The 25612-nt window shown below is 57.1% G+C and carries 17 protein-coding genes; 9 read left to right on the top strand and 8 right to left on the bottom strand.

What is annotated here, in order from left to right; translation table 11 throughout:
- Window positions 1-16: 16 nt before the first annotated feature.
- Window positions 17-1588: an alpha-N-arabinofuranosidase gene (locus AEAC466_RS38975; RefSeq protein WP_023459357.1), complete on the top strand. Its 1572-nt coding sequence runs from the start codon at window positions 17-19 to the stop codon at window positions 1586-1588.
- A gap of 76 nt (window positions 1589-1664) precedes the next feature.
- Here AEAC466_RS38975 and AEAC466_RS38970 read toward each other — a convergent pair whose 3' ends face one another.
- The 3 genes from AEAC466_RS38970 to AEAC466_RS38960 form a co-directional block, all read right to left on the bottom strand.
- On the bottom strand, window positions 1665-2627 hold the full coding sequence (locus AEAC466_RS38970) for an alpha/beta hydrolase (protein WP_031239245.1): 963 nt from the start codon (window positions 2625-2627) through the stop codon (window positions 1665-1667).
- A 245-nt stretch (window positions 2628-2872) separates the two neighbouring features.
- Entirely contained in the window at window positions 2873-4915 is a 2043-nt protein-coding gene (locus AEAC466_RS43900) for a methyl-accepting chemotaxis protein (RefSeq protein ID WP_023459354.1), read from the bottom strand.
- A gap of 82 nt (window positions 4916-4997) precedes the next feature.
- Window positions 4998-5369 (bottom strand): hypothetical protein, encoded by a 372-nt coding sequence (locus tag AEAC466_RS38960; protein WP_155913775.1) that lies wholly within the window; start codon window positions 5367-5369, stop codon window positions 4998-5000.
- A 348-nt stretch (window positions 5370-5717) separates the two neighbouring features.
- On the opposite strand from AEAC466_RS38960, the gene AEAC466_RS38955 reads away from it, so the two are divergent.
- Window positions 5718-6698, top strand: coding sequence for a carbohydrate porin (locus AEAC466_RS38955; protein ID WP_023459352.1), 981 nt, complete (start codon window positions 5718-5720; stop codon window positions 6696-6698).
- A 103-nt stretch (window positions 6699-6801) separates the two neighbouring features.
- Here AEAC466_RS38955 and AEAC466_RS38950 read toward each other — a convergent pair whose 3' ends face one another.
- The gene (locus AEAC466_RS38950; protein WP_235074328.1) at window positions 6802-7857 is read right to left on the bottom strand and encodes a glycoside hydrolase family 92 protein; all 1056 of its coding nucleotides are present in this window, start codon (window positions 7855-7857) and stop codon (window positions 6802-6804) included.
- Here AEAC466_RS38950 and AEAC466_RS38945 point away from each other — a divergent pair.
- Together AEAC466_RS38945 and AEAC466_RS43895 are read left to right on the top strand one after the other, a co-directional pair.
- A complete protein-coding gene (locus tag AEAC466_RS38945; RefSeq protein ID WP_081714695.1) occupies window positions 7832-8629 on the top strand; it encodes a DUF4982 domain-containing protein in 798 nt (265 codons plus the stop codon). The two genes, AEAC466_RS38950 and AEAC466_RS38945, sit on opposite strands and share 26 nt — an antisense overlap.
- Before the next feature lie 28 nt (window positions 8630-8657).
- A complete protein-coding gene (locus AEAC466_RS43895; protein WP_155913774.1) occupies window positions 8658-9011 on the top strand; it encodes a hypothetical protein in 354 nt (117 codons plus the stop codon).
- Window positions 9012-9101: 90 nt separating this feature from the next.
- On the opposite strand, the gene secB is transcribed toward AEAC466_RS43895, so the two are convergent.
- The 4 genes from secB to AEAC466_RS38930 all read right to left on the bottom strand — a co-directional run bounded on the left by secB (window position 9102) and on the right by AEAC466_RS38930 (window position 12541).
- On the bottom strand, window positions 9102-9503 hold the full coding sequence (gene secB / locus AEAC466_RS38940; RefSeq protein ID WP_023459348.1) for a protein-export chaperone SecB: 402 nt from the start codon (window positions 9501-9503) through the stop codon (window positions 9102-9104).
- Window positions 9504-9544: 41 nt separating this feature from the next.
- The gene (locus AEAC466_RS43890) at window positions 9545-10153 is read right to left on the bottom strand and encodes an aspartyl/asparaginyl beta-hydroxylase domain-containing protein (protein ID WP_023459347.1); all 609 of its coding nucleotides are present in this window, start codon (window positions 10151-10153) and stop codon (window positions 9545-9547) included.
- A 79-nt stretch (window positions 10154-10232) separates the two neighbouring features.
- On the bottom strand, window positions 10233-10949 hold the full coding sequence (locus AEAC466_RS38935) for a hypothetical protein (RefSeq protein ID WP_023459346.1): 717 nt from the start codon (window positions 10947-10949) through the stop codon (window positions 10233-10235).
- Window positions 10946-12541, bottom strand: coding sequence for a tetratricopeptide repeat-containing sulfotransferase family protein (locus AEAC466_RS38930; protein ID WP_155913772.1), 1596 nt, complete (start codon window positions 12539-12541; stop codon window positions 10946-10948). The genes AEAC466_RS38935 and AEAC466_RS38930 overlap by 4 nt, the downstream gene beginning before the upstream one ends.
- A gap of 562 nt (window positions 12542-13103) precedes the next feature.
- Between AEAC466_RS38930 and AEAC466_RS38925 the strand changes: the two genes are divergently transcribed.
- From AEAC466_RS38925 to AEAC466_RS38905, 5 genes are all read left to right on the top strand, one after another.
- Window positions 13104-15974 carry a TonB-dependent receptor gene (locus AEAC466_RS38925; RefSeq protein ID WP_023459344.1) on the top strand — a complete coding sequence of 957 codons (2871 nt, stop codon included), beginning with the start codon at window positions 13104-13106 and terminating at the stop codon, window positions 15972-15974.
- 357 nt (window positions 15975-16331) lie between these two features.
- A complete protein-coding gene (locus AEAC466_RS38920; RefSeq protein WP_023459343.1) occupies window positions 16332-17954 on the top strand; it encodes an alpha-L-fucosidase in 1623 nt (540 codons plus the stop codon).
- A gap of 83 nt (window positions 17955-18037) precedes the next feature.
- The gene (locus AEAC466_RS38915; protein WP_023459342.1) at window positions 18038-20362 is read left to right on the top strand and encodes a beta-N-acetylhexosaminidase; all 2325 of its coding nucleotides are present in this window, start codon (window positions 18038-18040) and stop codon (window positions 20360-20362) included.
- A gap of 9 nt (window positions 20363-20371) precedes the next feature.
- Window positions 20372-23008 carry a beta-mannosidase gene (locus AEAC466_RS38910; RefSeq protein ID WP_031239235.1) on the top strand — a complete coding sequence of 879 codons (2637 nt, stop codon included), beginning with the start codon at window positions 20372-20374 and terminating at the stop codon, window positions 23006-23008.
- Window positions 23008-25602, top strand: coding sequence for a glycoside hydrolase family 3 C-terminal domain-containing protein (locus AEAC466_RS38905; protein ID WP_031239233.1), 2595 nt, complete (start codon window positions 23008-23010; stop codon window positions 25600-25602). Before AEAC466_RS38910 ends, AEAC466_RS38905 begins: the two co-directional genes overlap by 1 nt.
- Window positions 25603-25612 lie beyond the last annotated feature (10 nt).

Raw genomic sequence — 25612 nt, 5'->3', positions numbered from 1 at the left:
GACAGGGATTTAATTCATGCGCCTTTTGATGAGCGCCAGCCTCTGCGTGCTGGCAACTGCTTTCGCCGTTCCGGTTGGGGCGGCCCCTGCGGATAAGACGATAGAGCTCACGGTGGACGTCGCAAAGCCGGGCGCCACAATAGATCGTCATATTTTCGGCCAGTTTGCCGAACAACTCGGTCACGGGGTTTATGGTGGCATCTGGGTCGGAAAGGACTCGAATATTCCCAATACGCGCGGTATCCGCAACGACGTGGTGGCGGCGCTTAAGGCGATTAAGGTGCCGAACGTACGCTGGCCGGGCGGTTGCTACGCAGATAGCTATCATTGGCGCGATGGCGTCGGGGCAAAGCGAACGACACGGGTCAATACGGCCTGGGGTAATGTGGTCGATTCCAACGCCTTCGGCACGGACGAATATATGGACTTCATCGCCCAGATCGGCTCGGAAGCCTATGTTTCGCTTGATGTGGGCGCAGGCACCGTCGCTGAGGCGCAGGACTGGATGGAGTATATGACGGCGGACCAGCCAACAACCTTGGCGCAGGAACGCGCGGCTAACGGCCATCCGGCGCCCTATCGTGTGGCCATGATGGGCATCGGCAATGAAAGCTGGGACTGCGGCGGTCTTATGACGCCGGATGAATATACGGCTGAACTGCGCCGCTACGCCCGTTTTGTCGGTAGCTATAACTCTAAGGAGCCGACCTTAAAAATCGCCGTAGGCCCCGGAACCGAAGATACGGCCTGGACCGAAGCGGTCATGAAGACCTGGAAGGAACGCCGCGGCTGGTCGTTCGATATCCAAGGCCTGTCACTGCATTCCTACACAGTCTATGACGGCTGGCCTCCGCATATGCCGGCAACCGGCTTTGATGAATCGGCCTATGCGCATGTGTTGAAAGAAACGCTCAAGATGGGGCCGTTGATCGACAAGCAATCGGCCGTCATGGATAAGTACGATCCGGATAAGAAGATTGCACTGGTCGTTGATGAATGGGGGGCATGGCTTGCGCCGACGCCGGGCAGCAACCCGGCTTTCCTGATGCAGGAAAATTCCCAGCGCGATGCCATTATTGCCGCGCTCAACATCAACATCTTTTCCCGGCGTGCCGATCGGGTGCGCATGGCCAACATCGCCCAGATGATCAATGTGCTACAGGCCATGATCCTGACTGATGGGCCGAAAATGGTGCTGACGCCGACCTATCATGTCTTCAAGATGTATGTGCCCTTCCAGGGGGCAACCTTTATCCCTGTGACCTATGATGCAAACAGTTATGTTCATGGCGACACCACCTTGCCGCGCCTTGACGCTATTGCGGCAAAAGGCATCGACGGCAAGATATGGCTGTCCCTGACGAACCTGGACCCGAATGCACCGCTTGTGGTCGATGCCGCCGCACTGGGTTTCAAGGCAAAGTCGGCGACCGGCCAGACATTGAGCGCGCCTAAGGTTGACAGCATAAATACGTTTGAACACCCTGACGCGGTCACGCCCAAGGCGATTAGCGGCAAACTGAAGAATGGCGCTATTGTGCTCACCCTGCCGCCGGCGTCTGTGACGGTCGTATCACTGGAGCCTTAACCCGAAGCCTGGTTTCTTATTGAGGGACCTTTGGCGGGTCGTGCTTATCACGACCCGCCAAAGGTATTGATCCGTCTTAGGCTTTAGGTTTCAGGAAGCCATGCATGCCCATCCAGCGCGTGAAGGCATCGAACCAGCCGGTGCTGGTGGTTTCTTTCTGATACATGCCGAACCCGTGTCCACCCTGTTCATAGAGGTGAAACTCCACCGGACGTTTTGCGCCGCGCCAACTGTCGATAAGGCCGAACCCGCTATTGGCGAAGAAAGGATCGTCACTGGCCAGCGCAATGAATAGGGGCGGTGCATCGGCCGGCACATTTACGGCGGTTAGGGGGCCATAGATGTCACCTATAAACGCAGGCTTTGCGTCCTGACCATAAAGCGCCGTCGACAGGGTGAGCATAGCCCCGGCGGAAAAGCCGACCATTCCGATACGATCCGCATCCACGTGCCAGGCCTTGGAACGGGCGCGAACGAGGGCGAACGCGGCGCGGGCATCGGCAATCTGAGGCGCCAGAGCGACCGAAGGGTCTTGCTGCGCCGGTCGTGGCCGCGCCGTGCCCGAAAACATTTCTGTCATTGATCGCTCAAACCCAGCCATATCTTCCGGGGTTGGATTGAGGCGGTATTTCAATACAAAAGCCGCAACCCCCTTGGCCGCCAGCGCGCGGGCGACATCCCAACCTTCATTTTCCATTGAAAGTGTCATGAAGCCGCCGCCGGGCGCGACGATGACGGCGGCGCCGGTCGCTTTTGCCGGATCAGGCAGGAAAGGGGTCAGGGTGGCAACCGTGACGTTGCGAGCGAAGACGCTGCCATACTGGCTGTGCCATGCTTCCTTAGCGGTCGCGCCCGGTAGCGGGCCGGTATCTAGCACAATCGCGTCCGGTTGCGCTGGAGTGGCGATGGGTGTCATCTTGTTATCTGCTGCGATCGCCGACGAGGCGAAGGTGCATGTCAGAGCGATGACCAGCGCGGCCGTTGCCGTACTCACGGTTTTGAGGAGTGGGTGCGTTGCCCCCCTGGGGTTCAAGATCATGGCGTTTCCTGTTATTTTATTTGGTTATAAACGGCCGACGGTAATGCTCACCGAGCACGGGCGATTTTAGGGGTAAATGAGTCCCTAAATCGTGCAGCCCAGGATTATGTGTCAGCCGTGATAACGCTACCATAAACGAGGCTAAGAGCAAGGAATTTAGACTGACTATTGATCGGCCGCGCTGCTCAAATGAGTAGATTTGAATGTTACCCGCAAATATGTCCGGCGATCTGAGGATTCCGGACCTATCCCATCCGAACGTTGGCGAGGAACGTGTCCATTTCGTTGTGCAGACGGTCCGCGTCCGCCGCCAATTCGTTGGCAGCGTGTAACACCCGCGTGGCGGCGGCGCCGGTGTGTTCCGCTTCGACGGCAACGCCGGATATATTGGCGGTGACTTCCTGTGTCCCGTTGGACGCCATATGGACGGCCTTGGCAATTTCATTGGTCGCGGCGGCCTGCTGACCGACCGCCGATGCGATCGCCATGGAAGATCGGTCGATATTGTGAATCGTCGACGTAATTTTCTCCATAACGGCAGCGGCGCGCGCCGTCGCGGCCTGAATATGCCCGATCTTGCTTGAGATATCTGTCGTCGCGTTCGATGTCTGCGCCGCCAGGGCCTTGACCTCGGAGGCAACTACGGCAAAGCCGCGGCCCGCTTCGCCGGCGCGCGCCGATTCAATTGTCGCGTTCAAGGCAAGGAGATTGGTTTGGCTGGCGAGGCCGGCGATGAGATCGACGACGCCACCAATCGATGACGCGACCTCATTCAGGTCGATGACAATCTGGCTGGCCGCTTTCGCATCGACCACAGCTTCTCGTGCTATCGCCCCAGAGGTCTCAATTTGGCGACTGATTTCTTTTACCGCCGCACCCAACTCCTCGGCGGCAGCCGCAACTGAGGCTACGTTGTTGCCAGCGGTTACGGCGGCCTCAGACACGGCCGAAGACTGCATCGAGGTCTTGCCGGCCGTATCGCTCAACTCGGCGGCCGCTGTCTGCATTTCTGTCGCTGCGCTGGCGACAAGCGCGATAATCCCGCCCACGGAGGTTTCGAAGTTCTTGGCGACGTACGTAATATCTTGGCGGCGGCGGGCCTCATCGGCCTCGCGTGCCCGGTCTTGAGCCGCATGCAGCTTCTCGACATTGGCGCGTTCGGCCGCGAGGCCAGCTTCCAGTCTCGACTGGCTTTCTGACATAAGCCGCATGTTCCGTCGGATCAGCCCGTACACAAACAGGGCCGCCACGGTCAGGAGGGCGACGGCGGCATAGCCCATCCATTGGAACGCCAAAATCGCCCGGTAATCGCTGCTCATATAGTACGTCGAATTGGGAAGCGCGGTCCAAAGCGACCACGGCCCTATAGGGTCCGGAATCGCCAGCGTTTGCGAACCGGAGAAAAGTAGCGATGGATCGGCGCGGTTTTTAAGGGCGTATCGGGATGATGCGATTGCCTGCCCCGCCGTCAGCAAGCCGACATTATATTTTGGATTGACGAGTGCATAGTTTTTGTCGGGCAGAAGTGCCTCGACAACCTTGCTGCGAAGAATCGCCGATACTGTGCCCTTTAGCTGGCCATCGGGCCCGTAAAACGGCACGGACAGGATGATTCCGGTTCGGTCAATGTCATTATGGGTGTGGTCGAATACCGAATTGTCACAGGTAAGGACGGTGGGACCGCTAATCATGGGCAGGGACGACAGATTTTTGCTCTGTGTCGGATAGTTGCGGCGCAAGAATGTCATCTGATCACGAAGGAGGCGATACTCGTAGATTTCGACTTCCTTGGCGTGTTCCGCCTGGTCGATCGTGGTGATCTTCTCTTCGTCCTCTGCCTCGCCCGCACCGGCAATATTGCCGTCGAACATCAGAATAGGAATCTCGAGGCTGCCCGTCTCCTTGTCGATTTGTTCTGGTTGTAACGTGACCGGGACGATATAGATCTCGGACACATTGACGTTGGCCGTCATGCTGAAATAGAGTTGGTCGATCGCCGCGTTTGCATTGGCATCGAGATTCTTGCCGTGGCGATCGATGGCGCGCACACCGGGTAATTGTCCAATTGTGCGCAGTCCCTGGTAAATTTCGTTGAACGACTGCGACACCCGTGCTGCATCGACTGCCAGCCGATCGTGGCCGGTTTGGCGGTAGTGCTTAAGGGCGGCTGTCTGGTCGGCCGCGCTTTTGAGCGCCACACCTCCGGCAAGGGCGATCGCCGCCGCGAGAATCAGTCCGTAGCCCGCCAGGCCCCTAAATGTCTTGCTCGCAACGTCAATTCTCGCCATGGAAATACTGTCACTCACACTCAACTAAGGGTGTAAGAACAGTGTTATGCTGGGGTTAACTTCACGTTAATGGGGTAAGTCATCATTGATGAGAGGTTGAAAGCGCATCGAACAGGCGCGTCATCCGTTCGACGTGGCTATCTGCCGCGTGGCCATAGCGCTTGACCTGTGTATCCAGAAAGGCATGCGCATCGGTAACGGCGCCTGGTGCATCTGTGTTCAGACGCCGGCACAGGGTCCGGCCCTTGGAGACGTCGGCATTATAGGCGTTCAATATCTGTTGCTTGCGCGTCGCGCTGCCGTCCTGGTAGGCGGCGGAAGCCCGCGCCGGCCATTGCGCCTCGGTCAGGCACTGCGCCAACGCGCGGCTTTGATCCATTGCGGCGGCCCCGACACTGCCCGTTTGGGCGGCCAAAATCAATAGCGCGGCAGGCATAGCCCATACAATTTTCATAGTTAAGCTCCGTGCCGGTGCTGATCGATTTGAAACAGTTTGCACCTTCGTAACGCAACAATGCAAGTGCGATGCCGCCAAACGATGGTAAGATGGCGTTAACCCTGCTGATTCACGATAACAAAGTTATTTTAAGTTAGACTCTTCCGAAATATAGGGAGAGTATGTGTGCGCGTAGTTTCACGTTTTGGTCGAGCCTTTACTGTCGCGACCGTCGTCTGTTGTCTAACCATACCGGTCTTAAGTCACGCAGCGGAGCCGGCTCCGCCTGCGTTAGCCTTCAACGCCGTCTGGACAGGACATCTTCTGGACAATGTTGGTGGTGGAGTCAAAACGGGTGCGGGCCTCTTGTCAGACCTGGAATTGACGTCGACCTGGACAGGTGAGAACGGCTGGAGCGCGTACGGCGACCTTCAGATCGTTCAGGGGAAGGGTTTCTCCGGCAACTATTCCGGCGACATCCAGATGGTGTCCAATATTGATCTGCCGACTGGAATTCATCTGGGGGAGTTATGGCTGCGCAAATCGGCGCTGGCGGACCAATTAACCAGTACTGTAGGCCTTATCAACCTTAACAACGTTTTTGATGTTCAGGATGCCGGCGCGCTGTTCCTTAACGCGTCGCATGGCTTTGGTTACGACTTTGCGCAATCCGGTGCCTCGGCCAAGCCGCTGCCGGCCTTTGGCCTTATCGAGGAATGGAACGTTAGCGATACCCTTCGAGTGCGGCTTGGCGTATTCGACGCGATCGGCGGCGATCCGGAGCATCCGGGATCTTTCGTGGCTGTGAAATTACGACGCAGTGAGGGTCTGCAATATCAATTCGAAGTCGAATCCGATTTCAAGGGCGGCTACGTGAAAATCGGTCACTGGGCAAATACGGTCGCCGCGGACATGATCGACGGATCCGGCCAGGCCCGACGACCGGCCGGGACCTATGGTCAGATCCTGGTGACACTTCTGCCTAAAGGCGAAAAGGACGATGTGGGGTTGCGCGGCTGGCTTCGAGCCGGGGTGGCAGACGACAAGCTTTTTTCGGTCGGCGATTATCTTGGCGGCGGCTTGACATACGACGGCCCCTTGCACGGACGCGACCAGGATACGATCGGCGTGGCCATAGCCAGTGTGGGGTTTAGCCGGGCTTATCGCGCTACCTATGCAATGACGGCTCGCGAAACCAGCGTTGAGATTACCTATGCCTATGAGGTCACGCCCGGCGTGGTGCTTCAGCCGGATCTGCAATACGTCGTGCACCCCTCAGGGGATCCGGCTTTGCACAATGCGCTGGTGTTGGGCCTCAACTGTCGCGTCAGTTTGGGTGGATCGTGATCGTCATCGGTCGACATATGATATTGACGCTTTTCAGACAGGCCAATAGCTTGGCCGCCCAAATAAACAGAACCGCTTTTGTGCGATAAGCGCCGACCACTGCCTACAAGGTGACAAAGGAGGGGGGGCGATCCGCCGGATCGGCGCCGAAGGCGAGATTGGGCGCAGGCCCCATGTTGAAGACAAGGTCGCCACCCTTCATCAGGTCGTGATGGGATATCCAGCTCTTGCTGTAGCGGCGGCCGTTCCAAGTGATGCTCTGGATATAGATATTGCTGTCGTTGACCTTGGGCGCCAGAATACGCAGCATCTTGCCGTCCGCCAGGGGAATTTCCACCTTGGGGAATAGGGGCGACCCGAACACATAGACGAGGCTGACCGGATCGACGGGATAAAAGCCCAGGGCCGACATGATATACCAGGCACTCATCTGACCGCAGTCTTCATTACCGGACAGTCCGTCTGGCATTGGGCGATACTGAGTCTTCAACAACATGCGCACGCGCGCCTGGGTTTTGTGGTGAGCGCCGCAGTAAGCATAGAGGTAAGCGATATGGTGCGACGGTTCATTGCCATGGACATATTGACCGATCAGGCCGCTCATATCGGGCGGTGCATCGGGCGGCAGATCGGACGGCGCCGCGAAAAGGGCGTCGAGCTTGGCCTCAAAGCCGGCGTCTCCGCCGAACAGGGCGATAAAGTTATAAATGTCGTGCTGGTTGAGGAAGGTGGCCTGCCATGAATTGCTTTCGGTGAAGTCCCACCATTTCAGCGAATTATGCCCCATGGCGTTCGGTAGGAACGGTTCGGCCCATGAGCCGTCAGCCAGGCGCGGCCGCGCGAATTGGCTCTTCGTGTCTATGACATTTTTGTAGTTTTTTGATCGTGCACGCAGCCGCGCAGCACTATCGCTGTCTCCGGCCAGTTCGGCGATCCGCGCCATCGACCAGTCGTCATGGCTATATTCCAATATCCGGCTGACCGATTGATCGGACTTGTCCGCCGAAACATAGCCCAGGGTGCGATAGTCGTTCAGCGACAAGCTCTGGGTCTCAAAGGCCAGCTTTTTATAGACGCCCCATGCCTTTTGGGCGTCGACGCCGGCAAGATGTTTGCTCAAGGCTTCGGCGATAATGGAATCGCTATGCCAACCGATCATGCAGTGGGGATGGCCGACCAATTCGTCGATGTACGGCATCATGGATCTGTGCGGCTTCGACAAGGCAGCAGCCTCGATTCATCAGGCGCAGTGGGTGCCGGCGACCGTCAGGCCCGTCCTGCGTATTGAGCCGCACTGGAACTGGCCCGACAGGGTAGGGCAGACGATAAAGGTCATGGTGTGCACCAATCTCGACGCGGTTGAGCTACGCCTTAATGGTCAATCCTTGGGTCGGCAAAAGGCCGATCCCTATGAGATGAACGAATGGCGCGTTGTCTACAGCCCCGGCCGGCTTGAGGCCGTTGGCTATCGCGCCGGCCAGGTGGTTGACCGTACCCAGGTGGAGACAACTGGGCCGGCGGTAGGCCTGCGTATCGTGTCTGATCGCGATACGGTGTTCGGTGACGGACTGGATGTGGTGCCGATGCGTATCGAGGCGATAGATGCTCACAGGCGGATCGTGCCGTTGGCGCAAGACAGGCTCAATTTCCAGATCAGTGGTGGCGACATTATCGGCTTGGGCAACGGCGATCCGAACAGTCTTGAGCCGGAAAAAGGTACGACGCGCTCGCTGTTCAACGGCCTGGCCCAGGTCATCGTTCAGGTCGGCGCCCAGGCAAAGCAAGTGACCCTGACCGCGACCGCTCCCGGATTGGAATCCGCCGTACTGACCCTCAAGGTCCTAGCCAAGGCGCCGCCCGCACGTCAGGCCGGGCTGCCGTCAATCCAGGTTCTCGACTATTGGTATTGCGCCAGAGGCCGACAGCTATGAGGCCGCAAAAGCCAACATGAGGGTCGACATGACGCACTGGGACGATTTTGGTCCGCGATGGCTGCACGATCCGCAGCCCAGAGACGGCTATACCCTGATATCGCACCACTATATTCCCCATGCCAAGGTTCAGGTCGAAGGCGGTAGTATCGACTTTCCCAGTATCACTGGTGAGGTCGATGTTTTCGACGGCGACACGCTGGTCGGCCGCAAGACGGATAGCGCCGAAGGCGCGCTGAGCGTGCCTATAGCGCCCGGAAAGGGCGAGCGCCGTATCAACCTGCTGTTCCGGACCAAGACAGGCAAACCTTTTGCCTTTAAGCAGAACGTCTTTGTACGTCAGAACGCCGGTGGAAGCAGTAATGGCCGGAATAGCGGATAATTGCCATCTTAGATGCGCGCGTCGGCGGTCAATAGCGACCATTTGCCTGGATGGACTAGCGATCGCCACCGCCGCCGAGTTGCGTGGTTGTTAAGGGCGGTAGTTTGCTTCGAAATCGATCGGGTCGAGTATCAATGCCGGAAATCTGCCCTTCATCAGCAGGGAATCTATCGTTTCTCGCGCATACGGGAGCAAAATGGTCGGGCATTTGGTCATCAGCACGCGCTCACGCTCTGCCGCCGAGAAGCCTGACAACTGAAAGATGCCGGCCTGCAATACCTCTATCGCGTATGCGCCGTTCCCTGAGCTCATGGCAACCGTTGAGATGGAAAGAACAACCTCAGTGAGCCCTCCGGGAATGTCTTCATGCGTCACATTCATGTCGACCTTGACTTCCGGCGCCCATTCGCGCGTGAAAATGGCCGCGCCTGAGGGGGCTTGGAATGACAAATCCTTTAAATAGATTTGCCGTATAGAAAAGTGTTGCGTCATGATTTTGCTTTCAATTGCGTAAATTTCAACACCCCTGCGCCTTACGCGACCAAGGGACCATCCAGATCAAATACGGTTTCGCCCGGCTGCACGTAGTCGAGTATGAGGTGAACGCGCGCAGTGGTCCCGTCATTGCGGACGGCGTGCGTCCGACGATTATTGATTTCCCACATTTCGCCTTCCGGCATGTGAAATTTCAGGCTGCCCACCCAGAACAGGCTATCTGGGTTTGAAATGAGTGGGATATGAATTCTGTGACAACGCTTCAGAGATTCACCGTCATCTATATGCGGTTTAATCTCGGCACCCGGTGGCAGCCGCGTCAGCAGGGCGCGAATAAAGTAGCCGGCACCATGTTGTTGCGCAGTGCGACGTTGACGCATAGTCTGGAGGTAAGCGCGGCGAATATGGTCCATAAAGGGCTTTAGGTGCGCTTCAAGCATCGTAAAGGTCGCGTGGTAAGTCGGATTGGTGTGCCGGAAATCAGTGTCCGCAATGAGTTTGATCGTCTGGGTGCTTATGTGCGCGTTAAATGCCGTCTGACGGCTGGCATCTGCATTCCATGCGGCCTCGTCGAAACGTTCCACTATGGCTTTCAACTCCGTGATATCGAAGCTGCCAAGTTTCAGGGCGTCGCAGGGAAGGTTCATGGACGATGGACCGTAGAATTAGAGAACGGGCGTTGGCTAGACGCTATATGCCTATGCATACCAATGTCTAGATAGATCATTACAATTGGCGCCGTGACTGGTCAGGATTGTCAAATCTGTAGCCGTACGCCTCTATCAAATTGCGATCCATCTTCGCGACAAGCGCCGCTAAGTCCGGGGTGTAATATTCGTGATAGGGGGCATGCTCACTGACATTCAGGTTTGGGGAGGACTGCAAAAAGTGCTGGCATTTCATAAGCTCTTCGCGAGGCAGCCCAGGCAACGCGTGATGCAGGTTTTGGCGTAACTCTTCCATCCTAAGGATTCGGGGTGTCGGCGCGCCTGCGTATAGTCTGTTGTAGAGGAAACTGTAAAAACCAAGGCCCGATCCGGAAATGCGTCGGATGCACGACCTTGTGACGTTGAGGCCATAATTCACAAAATGATCAGGAAATGCCTCAGCTAGTCGAACCACGCGCGCATTGTCATTTTCCAGGGTAAGCAGGTTGGTAATCGTCCCTTCGAATCCCTGCGACCTGTCCTCGCTACATATAATAAACAAGGGGTTCGGCTTGGCCTGGCCCTGTTGAAAATGGTACCATGAGACATAGTAGGACCAAGGATTACGCACCGTTCCAATGACAGGGAGGGCCCGGTAGCTGGCCGGAACCTCAGCATAGGGCAGGTGGTAGCCGACGCGCTTCGCCGAGGCAATACACGTCATCATCATCCGTCCTACGAAAGTGCCCCCGGATTTGTGCAGGTGCGGGAAAACGAACGCGTCACAAACGATCATGGCGTCACGTCTCCTTCCAGATAGCCCAGTTGTTGCAGGTGGGTTCGCAGTGGTTGTAAATAGGTTTCATACCGTTTCCACGCATTTACTCCCTGCGAATTGATAGGGCTGCGCACCTGAACGGCGCTGGCTGTCGACACGGCGCCTTTCGCCTCATGCGGGCGCAGACACGCCTCTTCAAAGGGCAGGCCACAGGCGTCAAGCAAGCGGCATATTTCTGTGTCTGGATCGCGGATAACGGCTTCGAGAGACACGTCAATGATGCCGTCCCCGAGGCCTTGTTTCCAATAGCGCATCAGATCGCGAAACTGGTGGTAGTGCGCTGCCAGATCTTTCTGGGAATAGGACCAGCCGTAGGCTCCGGTGAAAAGAACCTTATAGGCGCCGAACAAAGCGTCCATCGGATTGCGATCAAGCGCAATGATGATGGCATCGGGAAAGGCTAGCCGTATCAGGCCCGCATACTCATGATTGGAAGGCAGCTTGTCGATCACGTACGCGCTCCCGTCATTCAGGAAAGCCGACTCGCGGGTATAAAATTCGGCAATGTCGAGCGGATCGAGTTGAGCGGCGGCAGCAATGACGTCAGGCGCCAGGCGCCTTACACCTTTGATACCGGCCAGTTTATGGGTCGCAATTCCAAACGTTTTGAGTTCCCCGATGGCCTGTACCTGGCTATGGGCTGCCAGCACGCGCTCGATAAGGGTGGTGCCCGAACGCGGCAGACCCAGAATGAAGATGCGTCTGGGACCGCTACGCGGCCGTCGGTCATCGATGCCGGCGAGACGGCTCAGAGGAAAATAGGTTTTCCAGGCAGCGACCGTTTCGGCCTCTTCGCTTTCGGTCCACGGCTCTATCTTTGCGGCAAGATCGGCGCCGACCTGTAGGCAGTCCCAGGCGGCATCGGTATCGCCAATATCGTCGAACTCCTTGAAGAGCGTGTAGGCGACACGGCAAGCTTCCAGGCTGCTTTGGCAAGTCAGGCCTTCGAGTATGGCTATGTGATTATCGTCGGCCTTCCAGCGTCGCAGATAGGCGAGATTGAAATAGGCAGGCACAGGTGGGGTGGGGGAGAGCCGGATGGCTGTATTAAAGGCATATTCGGCACCGGCGATGTCCCCAAGCGCCCGCCGAACACTTCCCAAGCTATACCACGCCTCTGCATGGTCGGGGGCAATCTCGGTGGCTTTGACTATATTCGGTAATGCCTCTTGTGGGCAGCCGGCATGTGTAAGGGTGTAGCTGACGCGCACAAGGCTGGATACGTCGCTCAGTCCAGCCTTAATCGCCATCCGTGCGCTTTCAACAGCTTCCCACATACGGCCGTCGCTAATCAGCGGCTTGCCTCGCAGGGCCAGCATTTGCGCCGCAACCCGAGACCCGACGGGCGCGTTTTGGGCGGCTTGAGCGAAGGCACGCTCAGCCAGCGGCATGTCATCAAGCGCGCAGGCCGCTGTGCCCAAAAGCCACCATGCTTCTGACGAGGTCGGATTTGCGCGGGTTGCTGTCTCGGCGGCCGCCAAGGCACGTGCCATGTCGCCGGCGCGAACTGCAGCGTGTGCGATTTCTAACGATGTGTCAAAACGGGCCAACTCAGGCTCCCAGTGGTGATCGACTGAACTTTGAACAACTCAGGCATGGATAGGATACAGAACATACGGCCCGTCAGATTATTAAAAGGTAATAATGTGTCATGACCTTTATGGTGCAAGTGGGCGTTGATGGCCTGGACGATCCGGCACGGGAGTGAGCGCGTCCGTTATGATTTATCCTCTGGGGCGTCGCAATAGTGATCCAAAAGCAACAGATCGTAGTTTAATTTTAAATTTGGATCGTCTCGAGCGGAAACCATCAAAATCACGTATGAACGGCCGCTTTTTTTTCAAATCTTTGATTTGTCACAGTGTTGGCCGCGCCGTTGCGCGGCTGAAAGATAATGACAACGCTGGACTTTGGTATTTTCAACCCTGAAAATTCAGCATCATGTCCAAACTAGGGTTTGACGCATTTCTTATTTTATATGTAAGAATTGTTTCACCAGTGGGTAGCTGACCAGGGACGTTTTGGTACTGAACAGGTATTACCGGGTTCGCGACAATTAAGTACAGACGAACTGAAACATTTCCGGGAACGGAAAGTTAAAGGACATAGGGAATGAAAAGAAAAACATATGCGTTGCTCACAACAGCTCTGACCGGCGTGATGATGTCGGGGGTGGCTTTGGCGCAAGACGCGGCGCCTGCGACCGCACCGAGCGCGGACACGGCCCAAGAGGTCATTGTCGTCGGTGTGCGCAAAAGTTTGCAAAAATCGCTGAGTGTTAAGCGCAGGGCGTCGGCGCATATCGACGTGATTACAGCGGAAGACGTCAGCAAATTTCCCGACGTGAATGTGGCCGAATCGTTGTCGCGCTTGCCAGGCATTACGGTTGACCGCTCCGGCGGCGGTGAAGGCGAAAAGATCGCCATCAATGGCATCGACTCGCGCCTTATTAATGTGTCGTTGAACGGCAATCCACTTGCCACCGCAGATGCGGGTGCCAACGACCATGACAATGGCCGGAGCTTTAACTTTGCCAACCTGGCGCCTGAACTGATCGGCAATGTTGAAGTCTACAAAACGACCGAAGCGCGTCTGGAAGAAGGTGGCGTGGGTGGCAGCGTTATCGTCAACTCGCGTAGGCCTCTGTCGCTCCCGATCAATACCTTCACGGTAACCTATAGCTACAATATCAATGAGCGTAACAAGGAAAAAGATCCGCGTTACTCCGTCTTCTATAGCACCAAAGACGATAGCGGCCGCTTTGGTTTCTTGGTTAGCTACGACTATAATAAGTCAGTTTTGGGCAGTGGTTCGATAGTCGCCGGCTATCAAAATGTGTGTAATGCCGCGAACTGGGGCGGGCCAACGGGTGGAGACAAAGCTTGCGATAACAATGGCAATTTCACCAATGCCGCCGCTCTGCCGACCGTTACGAACGGGCCGGCACTGAATAAGAACATGTTGGTGCCAACCTATATGGCCTTGTCGTCTGGCCTCGAAACGCGTGAGCGCAAGACCTATCAGATGGCGTTGCAGTTCAAGCCGAGTGATGATCTTGAATTCAACCTCACTGGCACGGGTATCCAAAGCGATTTTTCCAGCTATTCCCAAACCTTTGAAACTGACCTCAGCGTCAACTGGAATGAAACCAATCCGTACTACACGCGATATCAGACCGCAGGTGGCGGTCATAACGTAGGCGATGTTATCAAAGCGGCCAACGGTAATAATCTCTACCAAACCAAGATGACGTCGGTGACGACGAACGAATCTGGGGTTACGGGCGGTAGCGGAAATTTTGCCGTTCGCATGGATGAATACTACAAGCGGTCCCACCTCGACACTTCCAGCTATAATCTGCAAGGTCGTTGGACGCCCGGCCTGTGGACAATCGAAGGCAATATCGGAACCACCAAGGCAACGGGTGGTTCTAATCCGGAATATTACCTGAGCTTCTACGGCACGGATTCCGGCACTTGGTCCATGAGTCCGGATGGTGCGAGCTTGAATTTGAGCAAGCCGGCTACCGATCCAACGTTATTCGCCACGCGCAAGAAGGGCGATCAAGCGGGTTTCGTGAAGACCGCGGTCACTACCGATACGATCGATTATGGCAAGTTTGATTTCAAACGTGAGGTCGAGTGGGGCCCCGTCAACGAAATCCTGTTTGGTTATCGCTATCAAAAGCACTCAAACGTCAATCGTCCGCACTTCTACAATACGGTGTTCGATGTTACCGGGACCATGGCTGACTTCGAAACCTACCAAAGTGATCCAGGCCTGGTCGCGGGTCTGGGCGCCAGTGGCGATTTGCTGACCTACGTCGCCATGACACAGCAGGCCGTCATCGACTATTCGGTAGCGAATAAAAATCCGGGCAATGCATCGGGCGACTATCGCGACGCTGGAAACTTCTGGGATACCAGAGAAACCACCAATGCAGCCTATGTCCAGGCGAACTTCCGCTCGGGTAAATGGCATGGCGATGTCGGTGTGCGTTACGCCAAGACAGAGAACGAGCAGACCTATCGTTCGACCATGGATTATTATCCCTGGGACGAGGAAATGATCAAGCTGGACAAGAGCTACGATGATATCCTGCCGTCGTTCAACGCGGCTTATGATCTGTCGGACAACATGATGATCCGCTTCTCGGCGGGCAAGGTGATGTCGCGGCCGACGTTTGCTGACATGTCTGGTCAGGTTGAATATAGCCTTGACCGCTACAGCACGGTCGGCACCAGTGGTGGAACGCAAGTGTTCGGCGGAACAGGTGGTAATCCGGACCTCAAGCCTTACCGTGCGACCAACTATTCGGCATCCTATGAATGGTATTTTGCGCCGAATAGCCTGTTCAACGTCGACCTGACCTACAAGGATGTTGAGTCCTATATCGTTAAGAAGTACACCTTCGTCGACGTGACCCTGCCGGCCAGCGCGCTAAACTACTGCTTAGGCACGGTCGGACGCGTCTGTAACCGGACTGAGCGCATGCTCATCTACGCGCCTTTCAACGGCAGCAATGCGAAGATTCCGGGCATCTCGGTCGGCTATCAGGGCGACCTTTGGTGGGGCTTCGGTATCCAGGCCAATGCGACCTTCTTGGATCAGCAATATGGCGCCTATACCGACGCCTACAATACCGGGAGCGGCAAGCTGCCTATGCCGTATCTCTCGCGGTGGAGCTATACCATCTCGCCCTATTACGAAAAGGGGCCCATCCAGGCGCGTGTTTCGTACACCTACCGCAGCAAGTATAACACCTCCATCGGCAGCGATTTGACGCCTCCGACCTATGTCGATGGCTGGGGCCAACTTGATGCATCGGCGTCGTACAATATTAACGATCAGTTGTCGTTGAACATGTCGGCCCAGAACATCATAGATGATCTGCAGCATCCCTATACCAATGGCGGCCTGCCTCTGGGATGGGCTAAGTACGGCACCCGCATTACGTTCGGCGTGACCTATAAGATGCACTAAGATAGTCGCCCTCGTTCCGCTTAGCGGGGCGAGGGCGCCTGGTTTGTTCTCAGGTTCTCCTGTCCTGCCGGTGGCCCGACCCACGATCCGTCGTCTCCCTGACCTTTCGAATGTTCGGTCGCGCCACTGTTTCGATACTGTGTTTGTGTGCATCGAAATGATGAGGGCGATGTGGCTTTCCCGCCTGAGAGCACCTTGCGTTGTGTCCGGCGCCTATATAGCGGCCGGACACAACGCCTATTTTTGTATTGCGTATATCGATCGACACGCGCCCTATCCGTTGCATGTCATATAAGTACCTGTAAGACGATTGGGTAAAACGCGTGAGCTCTGCCTTGCCTAGCTGGAGACTGTTCTATGAGCCCCTTCGACCCTTATCCGACGTCACGCCGTAGTCTGTTGCGTGGGGCCCTGGGAGTCGTTGTGGCTGCTGGTTTGCCCACGGTCACGCAGGCGGCGTCAAACGACAACACGACGCCGGTCGAGCGCGACCGGCAATGGCTGAAGGCCACGCAAAAATACGCCGCCGAACGAAAGCGTTGGCTGGCTGAGGTTGACGCGGGTGGTTTCGATGGCGCCTTCCGGCCAGATTGGGCGGCACTTCAGGCCTATCAAACACCGAAGTGGTATGCTGATGCCAAATTCGGCATCTTCATCCATTGGGGTCTGTACTCCATCCCCGCCTTCGGCGGTGAATGGTATTCGCGTAATATGTATATCAAGGGCAGCGCCGCCTACGAGCACCATATTAAAACCTATGGGCCGCAAACCCAGTTCGGGTATAAGGATTTCATTCCGCTGTTCAAGGCTGAGGCATTCGACGCCGGCGCCTGGGCCAAGCTGTTCAGCGAGGCGGGCGCGCGTTACGTGGTGCCTGTGGCAGAACACCACGACGGCTTTTCCATGTATGACAGCCGTTTATCCGATTATACGGCTGTGAAGATGGGGCCCAAACGCGACCTTCTGGGAGAGATTTCGCAGGCGGTTCGCAATCAAGGCCTGCATTTCGCTTTATCGTCGCATCGCGCTGAGCATGACTGGTTCTTTGACGAGGGGCGCAAATTTCCCTCCGACGTCTCCGATCCGGCCAATGCCGGCCTCTATGGGCCTGCGCAAGACCGTATGGCCGGAAAGGGCGACGAAGACCTGTTCGGCGACTACACCTACGTATCGCAAGCCTGGCTGGATGACTGGCTCGCGCGTCAGGCGGAACTCGCCGCGCGCTATGATCCGGACTTAATCTATTTCGACTGGTGGATTGGTCAGCCCTCTTTCCGTAACACCCTGCCGAAATTTCTGGCCTGGTACTATAACCGTGCGGCGAAAAAAGACGGGTCAGCTATCGTCAATTATAAACTCGGCGAATTCGCTGACGGTGCGGGCGTGCTGGATATCGAACGCGGCCAAGCGCCGGGTATTCGCCCGGACGTCTGGCAGACCTGTACCTCGATCAGCGATAAGTCGTGGGGATATATTGAAAACGATACCTATAAATCGCCAGCACAACTGATCCATCTGCTTGCCGACGTCGTGTCAAAAAACGGCAATCTATTGCTCAATGTCGGCCCTCATGCCGATGGTCGCATCCCAGATGGCGCTAAGGATACCCTGTTAAAAATGGGAGCGTGGCTGAAGGTCAATGGTGACGCAATCTACGGTTCGCGTCCTTGGGTGATCTTCGGCGAGGGTCCAACGGAGACCGCATCGGGTACCTTTGCCGAAAGTAAGGCAAAGCCTTATACAGCTAACGACTTCCGGTTTACTGTGAATGACGGTGTCTTGTATGCCATTGAGATGGCGCGCCCCGCGGGCGAGGTGACCATTACGTCGGTGCGCAGCGACTATCCTGTGAAACGAGTCACGCTTCTGGGCAGTAGCGCATCCATCGCCTTTCGACAGTCAGATGCGGGTTTGACCTTAACCTTGCCGCCCGATGCTTCAGAGCAACTGGCTTATGTTTGGCGGATTGAAACCCGCTGATACGGCGGTCGTGACCGCAATTTCCTGCGCACCGCCTGGATCTGTGGCGAGAAGACGCAAAACCACACTAACGGGAGTAAACTATGAAGACGTCGCGAACCACCAAAAGCCTGATTACAACTTTTGGCGCGATCGCCGCCCTGTGTGTGGCGTCCAATGCAATGGCAGCGCCGTCCGGCCTGATACCTCTGCCGGCTGAAATGAAGATGGCGAGGGGGCATTTTCAAGTAGGCAATCAGACTGTGGTTTGCGTCACCAACCCGTCCTCGCAAGGCACGGCGGATTACCTGAAAGGCCTGGTAAAGGCCCTGCGCGGTATCGATTTGGCGAGCGGAGCCTGCGGCACCTCGACGATTACGCTCGATCTCGATGCGACGGCGCCGGTCGAAGCGGCCGAAGGCTACAGCCTTACGGTCACAGCCAAGGGAGTCGTTATTCAATCCCGCGCCGAGGCAGGTCTATTCTACGGTGCAGTGACATTGGGCCAACTTCTGAGTCCCGATGATCATTTCGGTCAACCGGTTACTCTGGAAGGCCTGTCGATCAAGGATTATCCGCAATATGCCTGGCGCGGCCTGATGATCGACAGTGCCCGTCACTTTCTGCCAGTGGTCGACGTCAAGACCATGATCGACCAGATGGCGCAGCATAAGCTAAACAGCCTGCATCTGCACTTGAGTGACGATCAGGGCTGGCGCGTTGAAATCAAACGTTACCCAAATCTCACACGCATTGGCGCCTGGCGGACGCCCCCGTCCAACGGAGGTCCAGGCGTCCCGACCGAGCCCTACGGCGGCTTTTATACCCAGGACGATATCCGCGACCTTGTCGCCTACGCCGCCGCCCGTCACATCACCATTGTGCCAGAAATCGATATGCCCGGGCATGCACAGGCGGCAGTCGCCTCTTATCCCGAAATCGGAATCCGCGATTTGAGAAACGGAGGCGACCAGCCTACCGTTTCGACCGACTGGGGGGTTAACCCCTATCTGTTCAATACCGATGAGACCAGTCTGGCGTTCATTCGAAATGTGTTGGACGAGATCATGGCGATCTTCCCGTCGACCTATATCCATGTCGGCGGCGATGAAGCGGTCAAGAACCAGTGGGAAAAATCTCCGGCTATTCAGGCTCAGATCAAGGCGTTGGGCCTTAAGGACGAACATGAATTGCAGACATGGTTCATTGACCAGTTGGGCGCCTATCTCAATAGTAAGGGACGCCGACTGATCGGCTGGGATGAAATCCTCGAAGGCGGCATTCCCCAGACGGCCGCCATCATGTCTTGGCGTGGTACCGATGGCGCGATAAAAGCGGCGCAGGCCGGTCATGACGTGGTCCTGTCTCCGACAAATCCGCTCTATTTCGACAATCAGCAAAGCCGGCGCAACGATGAACCCGCCGCCCGTGGCTGGGTTGTGCCGTTGGAAGACGTCTACAAGTTTGACGCCATGCCGGCGGTGCTGACAGCGGACCAAGGTAAGCACGTGATGGGGGCTCAGGCCAATCTTTGGAGCGAATATCTGATGTCGGGCTGGTATGTCCAGCATGCGGCCTTCCCGCGGACGGACGCCCTGGCTGAAACCTTGTGGTCACCGAAATCGACACGCAACTGGAAAAGCTTTCTGACACGTCTGCCTGTCCAAATGGTGCGTTATCGCCAGCAAAACATAGGTGCTTCGGACGCCGCCTTCGCCGTTGACTTCACTACGGTCGATGGCCGCAACGTAGCACTTGCCTCAGGCAAGGCAAAACTGGCCCTGAGCAATCAGGTGGCTTCCGGCGTGATTCGCTACACCCTGGACGGATCGGAGCCGACAGCAAGTTCGAAGGTCTATAACAAACCGATCGATGTGACCTTGGGGCAAACGGTTATTGCGACGGCCTTTACAAAGGACGACCTGAAACTGGCCGGGCCAGACCGCTACGATTTTACAGCCGCTAGCCTGCTCACACGCACAAGCCAGGAACTGACCGCCTGTGGCAAGGGCGCGTTGGGTTTGCGCACGCCTTTGACCCCGGATTCACCGGCAAAGGCCCCAGTCTATAATATCGATATCTTTGATAGCTGTTGGATGTATCCAGAGGTGCGCCGAGATGGCGTTACAAGCGTTACGATTGATATTGCCCGCCTGGCGCGCAACTACGGTCTGGCCAATGAAGCCAGCAAGGTGCTCACACATCCACGTAATACGCCGTTTGGTGAACTGGTCGTCTATCGCGACACCTGTGCGGGAGCAGAGGAAGCGCGCATTCCGCTGACTAATCCAGCTACGACGCCGAATGTCACGACTTTGAATGCCACATTGCCGTCGGTAACGGGCGACCACGCCTTGTGCCTGATTTTCACCGCACCGCTTGATGGGCCGTACTACGCCATCGACACAGTCCGGCTGAACCAGAAGTAGGAAACTGCCATGCTAAAATCTATAACCCAGGGCCTTTGCCTGTCAGCCCTGTGCTTCGCAACGAGTGCGTTTTCCGCTCCCCCTCAGATTCAGGCGCTCGATAGTGGCTGGACGTTCCGTCTGGCTCCGGGGGATGAGGCCCTCAAGACGCACCCGGACATGGCGGCTTGGCTCAAGGCGACGGTGCCTGGCACTGCGCAAAGCGATCTCATGGCGCTTAAGAAACTGCCCGACCCCTATGTCTCCGACAATGAAGGCAAGGTGCAATGGGTGGGTCTATCCGACTGGCAATATCAGACAGAAATCACCGTTTTGCCAGAGATGCTCCTGCGGGATCATATCGATCTCATTTTCGAGGGGCTCGATACATTCGCAAAGGTGTCTGTAAATGGTCAAAACCTGTTGTCGTCGGACAACATGTTCCGCACCTGGCGCGTGCCGGTAAAGGGCGTTCTTAAAGCCGGCAGCAATATCATCACGGTCGATCTGGAGTCGCCCATTAAAAAGATGAAGCCGCTGGTGGCGGACATGCCTTATGTGATGCCCGGCGCCTACGATTCCCTGTGGGGCGATGAACCGCTCGGTCGCAATTCCTCGACCTATGTCCGCAAGGCCGGTTATCAGTACGGCTGGGACTGGGGCCCGCGCGTCGTGGCGCTCGGCATTTGGAAGCCGGTCAAGCTGGAGGCCTGGGATGATGCCCGTCTGGCGGATTTTCACGTCGCCCAGGTCCATCTCGACGATCAGGTGGCCGCGCTCAACGCTTCATTCGATATTCAGTCCGACAAGGCGCAGACCGTGACTGTCCGCGCGGATATTACCGGGCCGGACGGTACGAGCCAAACCGTAACGCAAGACGTGGCGCTGTTCGCAGGGCTCAATCCGGTCAGCGTGCCGGTGCAGATCAAAACCCCTCAGCGCTGGTGGCCAGCGGGCTATGGCAAGGCCAATCTCTACACGGTCAAGGCAACCGTCACGCAAGGGTCTGACGTGATTGGGGAAATGACGCGAAAGATCGGTCTGCGCACCACGGAAATCCGCCGCGAAAAAGACCAGTGGGGCAAAAGCTTCGAGATTGTCATCAATGGTGTGCCGATCTTCGCCAAGGGCGCCAACCTGATTCCGTTCGACGTGATCCCGACGCGCGTCACGGCGGCGGAACAGGACCGCATGCTGCAATCGGCGGTCGACGCCAATATGAACATCCTGCGCATCTGGGGCGGCGGCACATACCAGGACGACCACGTCTATGACAAGGCTGACGAACTGGGGCTAATGATATGGCAGGACTTCATGTTCGGCGGCGCCATTATCCCCTACGACCGTGATTTCCGCGAAAACACCCGGATTGAAGCCATCGAGCAGGTCAAGCGCCTGCGCAACCATCCGTCCGTGGTCATCTGGGCGGGCAATAACGAGGTCCAGACCGATTGGGAAAACTGGGGCGGCGGCACGGAGGAACTGAAAAAGAGCGTCTCGCCGGAAGAGCGGGACCGTATCGTCACCGGCATGGTGCGCATGTTCGATCAGGTCCTGCGCGGCGCGGTCGATCAAAATGCACCCGGCACACCTTACTGGGCGTCATCGCCGTCTACCGACTATGATGGCCCCGCCGATCAGGACACGGACGGCGACCGTCACTACTGGAAGGTCTGGGGCGGCAAGCCGGTCGAAGAATATCTTAATGTCACGCCGCGCTTCATGAGCGAATATGGCCTTCAGTCCTTCCCGGTCATGGCCACAATCAAGGCCTTCGCGTCGGAAAAGGATATGGAACCGGAAGCCCCGGTCATGCGCGCCCACCAGAAGTATGACAAGGGTAATGGCAACAAGCGTCTTCTGCTCTATATTCGCAACAATTACGGCGAACCGAAAACCTTCAGCGACTTTGTCTATCTCAGTCAGTTGATGCAGGCCGATGGTATTGAACTGGCCGCGTCCCATCATCGCGCCAGCCGCCCGCAAACCATGGGGTCCATGTACTGGCAACTTAACGACGTCTGGCCGGGCGCCTCCTGGGCGAGCGTCGACTATTACGGTCGCTGGAAAGCGTTACAATTCCGCGCCAAACGCTTCTACGCACCGCTTACGGTAAGCCTGCTGCGCAAGGACGGGGTGACGCAGGCCCGTATCCTGTCTGACCTGACGACGAAAGAGACTCTGACCTGGCGGCTGCGTACGCTTGATTTTTCCGGCAGGATACTGAGCGAAAAGACCGGTTCGACCACGGTTGAGCCGCTCTCCAGCCCGCTTGTCGCCACCTATACCGACGCAGAGCTTTTGGCTGGCGGCAATTCGCAGACGACCCAGGCCGTCTTTGAACTTCTTGATGGCGGCAAGGTGGTGGCGAAGGTGTTCGGCTATACCGGCGCGACCAAGGCGCTCGACTGGCGCGATCCGAAACTGAAGACCATCATACGGCCAGCCCGCGGCGGATTCGATATCTCCGTGACATCCCTGGCGGCTGCCCGTGGCGTCTGGCTCGATATCGGTGCGCTTAAGGCGGACCTGTCCGACAACAGCTTCGATATGACCGGCGGCGAGACGGTGACGGTTCACGTTAAGACGGATACATCCCTGGCGACCTTGAAGAAGACGCTGAAAGTGCGTTCCTACTATGGCTCCGCTGGCCCGGTGGCGAACTAGTGCGTTCGCTCTCCATAGCTCTTATGCTGACGGCGGCGGGTATCCCCGCTGTCGTCGCGGCGAAACCGGCGGCCAAGGCTGGCTTACCGCCCGTGGTCGCCCAAATGACCCTAGACGAAAAGGTCAGCCAGACCCAGGCTGCCGCGCCCGCCATTCCACGCCTGGGTGTTACGGCCTATAACTGGTGGAACGAGGGGTTGCATGGCGTGGCCCGCGCCGGCGAGGCGACCGTATTCCCGCAGGCCATCGGGCTGGCGGCGACCTGGGACGTCGATCTGCTGCACCGCGTCGGCGATGTGGTTTCTACCGAAGCCCGCGCCAAGTTTAATACCGTGGGCGCCGACAAGGATCACGGCCGCTATCTCGGTCTGACCATCTGGTCGCCCAATATCAATATCTTCCGCGACCCGCGCTGGGGGCGGGGACAGGAAACCTATGGCGAAGATCCGCACCTGACCGGTGCGCTTGGTGCCGCCTTCGTCCAGGGCCTGCAAGGCCCAGATCCTCTGCACCCCAAAACCATCGCGTCGGTCAAGCACTTTGCCGTCCATTCCGGACCCGAAGCTGGCCGCCATGGCTTCGACGTTGATTCTTCGCCGTATGATCGCGAGGCCACCTATCTGCCGGCTTTCCGGCAGGTTGTGACGGAAGGCAAGGCGCAATCGGTGATGTGCGCCTACAATTCGCTGCACGGCGTTCCGGCCTGTGCCTCGAGCGATCTGCTCACCGTACGTCTGCGCAAGGACTGGCATTTTACGGGCTATGTCGTGACCGACTGCGATGCGGTCGAGGATATGTATGCCTTCCACTTTTACCGCGATACGCCGGAAGAAAATGCCGCCGAAGCGCTCAAAGCCGGCACGGATCTCAACTGTGGCACCTATTACAAGCACCTGAAAACCGCCGTCGAGAAGAAGCTGGTCACGCAAGCTCAACTCGACACAACCGTGGCGCGGTTATGGGATGCGCGTACCAAACTCGGACTGGATGGCATGGCCAGCCCCTATAGTGGTATTGGCGCAGATCAGCTTCACACACCCGCAGCCGCCGACCTGGCGCTGAAAGCGGCGCGTGAATCCATCGTACTGCTGAAAAATGACGGTGTCTTGCCTCTGAAAGCCAGTGCGAAGATCGCTGTAGTCGGTCCCAATGCCGATACGCTGGAGATCCTTCAGGCCAATTATCACGGCACTGCCGTAGCCCCGGTGACCCCTTTGCAAGGCCTGCGCACCGAGCTGGGTGCTGATCGCGTTATGTATGCGCAGGGCGCCAATATCGCTGACGGCGTGGCCATTCCGATTCCGGAGACGGCGCTGTCTACCGGTACAGGCTCAGGCCAAAAATCCGGCCTGACCGGCGAGTACTTCGACAATCCCGACTTTGTCGGCCAGCCCGTGCTGACGCGGATCGATACGACAGTCAATCTCGACCTGTACAACGTCGCGCCAGTGAAGGGGTTCGAGAACAAAGCCTATGGCGTGCGTTGGAGTGGATATCTGACGCCGCCCGCCACAGGTGATTATCAGCTCAAAATCTACACGGAACGCTGCTGGGAATGCGATAATCAGCACGATGCGGTGACCCTGTTTATCGATGACAAGCCGGTGATCAGCGATAAGGGGGACGGTAAGTCCTTAAGCGCCGACTTGCGTTTCGAAGATACAAAGCCGCGTAAGGTGAGACTGGAGTTCAAACATACGGGTCAGGACTGGGGTGTACGCTTGCAATGGCAGGCCCCGCCTGAAGCGCAGGTGGCTGAGGCGGTGAAGGCGGCGCAAAACGCCGATGCCGTTGTGGCCTTTGTCGGCCTGTCGCCGGATATCGAAGGCGAAGAATTGTCGATTCTGGTCCCGGGCTTCGATCGCGGCGACCGTACCGATCTGGCCCTTCCAGCGCGCCAGGCGGCGCTCCTGAAAGCGCTAAAAGCCACGGGCAAGCCGCTGATCGTCGTCAATCTATCCGGCGGAGCCGTGGCGCTCAACTGGGCAAAGGATAACGCCGACGCCTTGCTGCAAGGCTGGTATCCGGGCGAAGCCGGCGGCACAGCCATTGCCCAAACCCTGCTTGGCCAAAATAATCCGTCAGGCCGCCTGCCGGTGACGTTTTACAAATCGGTTCAGGACCTGCCGCCCTTTATCGACTATCGCATGGAGGGTCGTACCTATCGCTATTTCAAGGGCGAAGCGCTTTATGGCTTCGGCTATGGCCTGAGCTACACCACCTTCGGCTACAGCGATGTACGCCTGTCGAATGCGTCGGTCGCAGCGGGGCAAGGTGTCACGCTCACCGCCGTCGTCACCAATACCGGCCAGGTGGAAGGCGACGAGGTGGCCCAGGTCTATCTGACGCCACCGGCCAATGACGAAGGCCTGCAACACAGTCTGGTTGGCTTTACACGGGTTCATCTGAAGCCAGGTGAAAGCCGGCAGGTAACGTTCGACCTGACCCCGCGCGATCTGAGTATGGTCGATCGCCGCGGCAATCGGGCCCAGGCGGCCGGTGACTATCGCCTGTTCGTCGGCGGCGGCCAGCCGAAGCCGACCGATTCCCAACTGACACTGACCCTCACCGGTCATCAATCCTTACCGAAGTAGAGAGTTACAT

Origin of the sequence: Asticcacaulis sp. AC466 (assembly GCF_000495815.1) — a bacterium.
Lineage (GTDB): Bacteria > Pseudomonadota > Alphaproteobacteria > Caulobacterales > Caulobacteraceae > Asticcacaulis.
The sequence above is the reverse complement of the archived record's forward strand: the minus strand, read 5'-3'. Positions and strand labels throughout refer to the sequence as shown.

Bases quoted from the DNA above. Each gene is read 5' to 3' on its own strand.
- AEAC466_RS38975 (WP_023459357.1), top strand. From the start codon at position 17: ATGCGCCTTTTGATGAGCGCCAGCCTCTGCGTGCTGGCAACTGCTTTC.
- AEAC466_RS43895 (WP_155913774.1), top strand. From the start codon at position 8,658: ATGACGCACTGGGACGATTTTGGTCCGCGATGGCTGCACGATCCGCAG.
- secB (WP_023459348.1), bottom strand. From the start codon at position 9,503: ATGACGCAACACTTTTCTATACGGCAAATCTATTTAAAGGATTTGTCA.
- AEAC466_RS38970 (WP_031239245.1), bottom strand. From the start codon at position 2,627: ATGATCTTGAACCCCAGGGGGGCAACGCACCCACTCCTCAAAACCGTG.
- AEAC466_RS38910 (WP_031239235.1), top strand. From the start codon at position 20,372: ATGCTAAAATCTATAACCCAGGGCCTTTGCCTGTCAGCCCTGTGCTTC.
- AEAC466_RS38935 (WP_023459346.1), bottom strand. From the start codon at position 10,949: ATGATCGTTTGTGACGCGTTCGTTTTCCCGCACCTGCACAAATCCGGG.
- AEAC466_RS38925 (WP_023459344.1), top strand. From the start codon at position 13,104: ATGAAAAGAAAAACATATGCGTTGCTCACAACAGCTCTGACCGGCGTG.
- AEAC466_RS38960 (WP_155913775.1), bottom strand. From the start codon at position 5,369: ATGAAAATTGTATGGGCTATGCCTGCCGCGCTATTGATTTTGGCCGCC.
- AEAC466_RS38920 (WP_023459343.1), top strand. From the start codon at position 16,332: ATGAGCCCCTTCGACCCTTATCCGACGTCACGCCGTAGTCTGTTGCGT.
- AEAC466_RS43900 (WP_023459354.1), bottom strand. From the start codon at position 4,915: ATGGCGAGAATTGACGTTGCGAGCAAGACATTTAGGGGCCTGGCGGGC.
- AEAC466_RS38950 (WP_235074328.1), bottom strand. From the start codon at position 7,857: ATGATCGGTTGGCATAGCGATTCCATTATCGCCGAAGCCTTGAGCAAA.
- AEAC466_RS43890 (WP_023459347.1), bottom strand. From the start codon at position 10,153: ATGAACCTTCCCTGCGACGCCCTGAAACTTGGCAGCTTCGATATCACG.
- AEAC466_RS38915 (WP_023459342.1), top strand. From the start codon at position 18,038: ATGAAGACGTCGCGAACCACCAAAAGCCTGATTACAACTTTTGGCGCG.
- AEAC466_RS38945 (WP_081714695.1), top strand. From the start codon at position 7,832: ATGGAATCGCTATGCCAACCGATCATGCAGTGGGGATGGCCGACCAAT.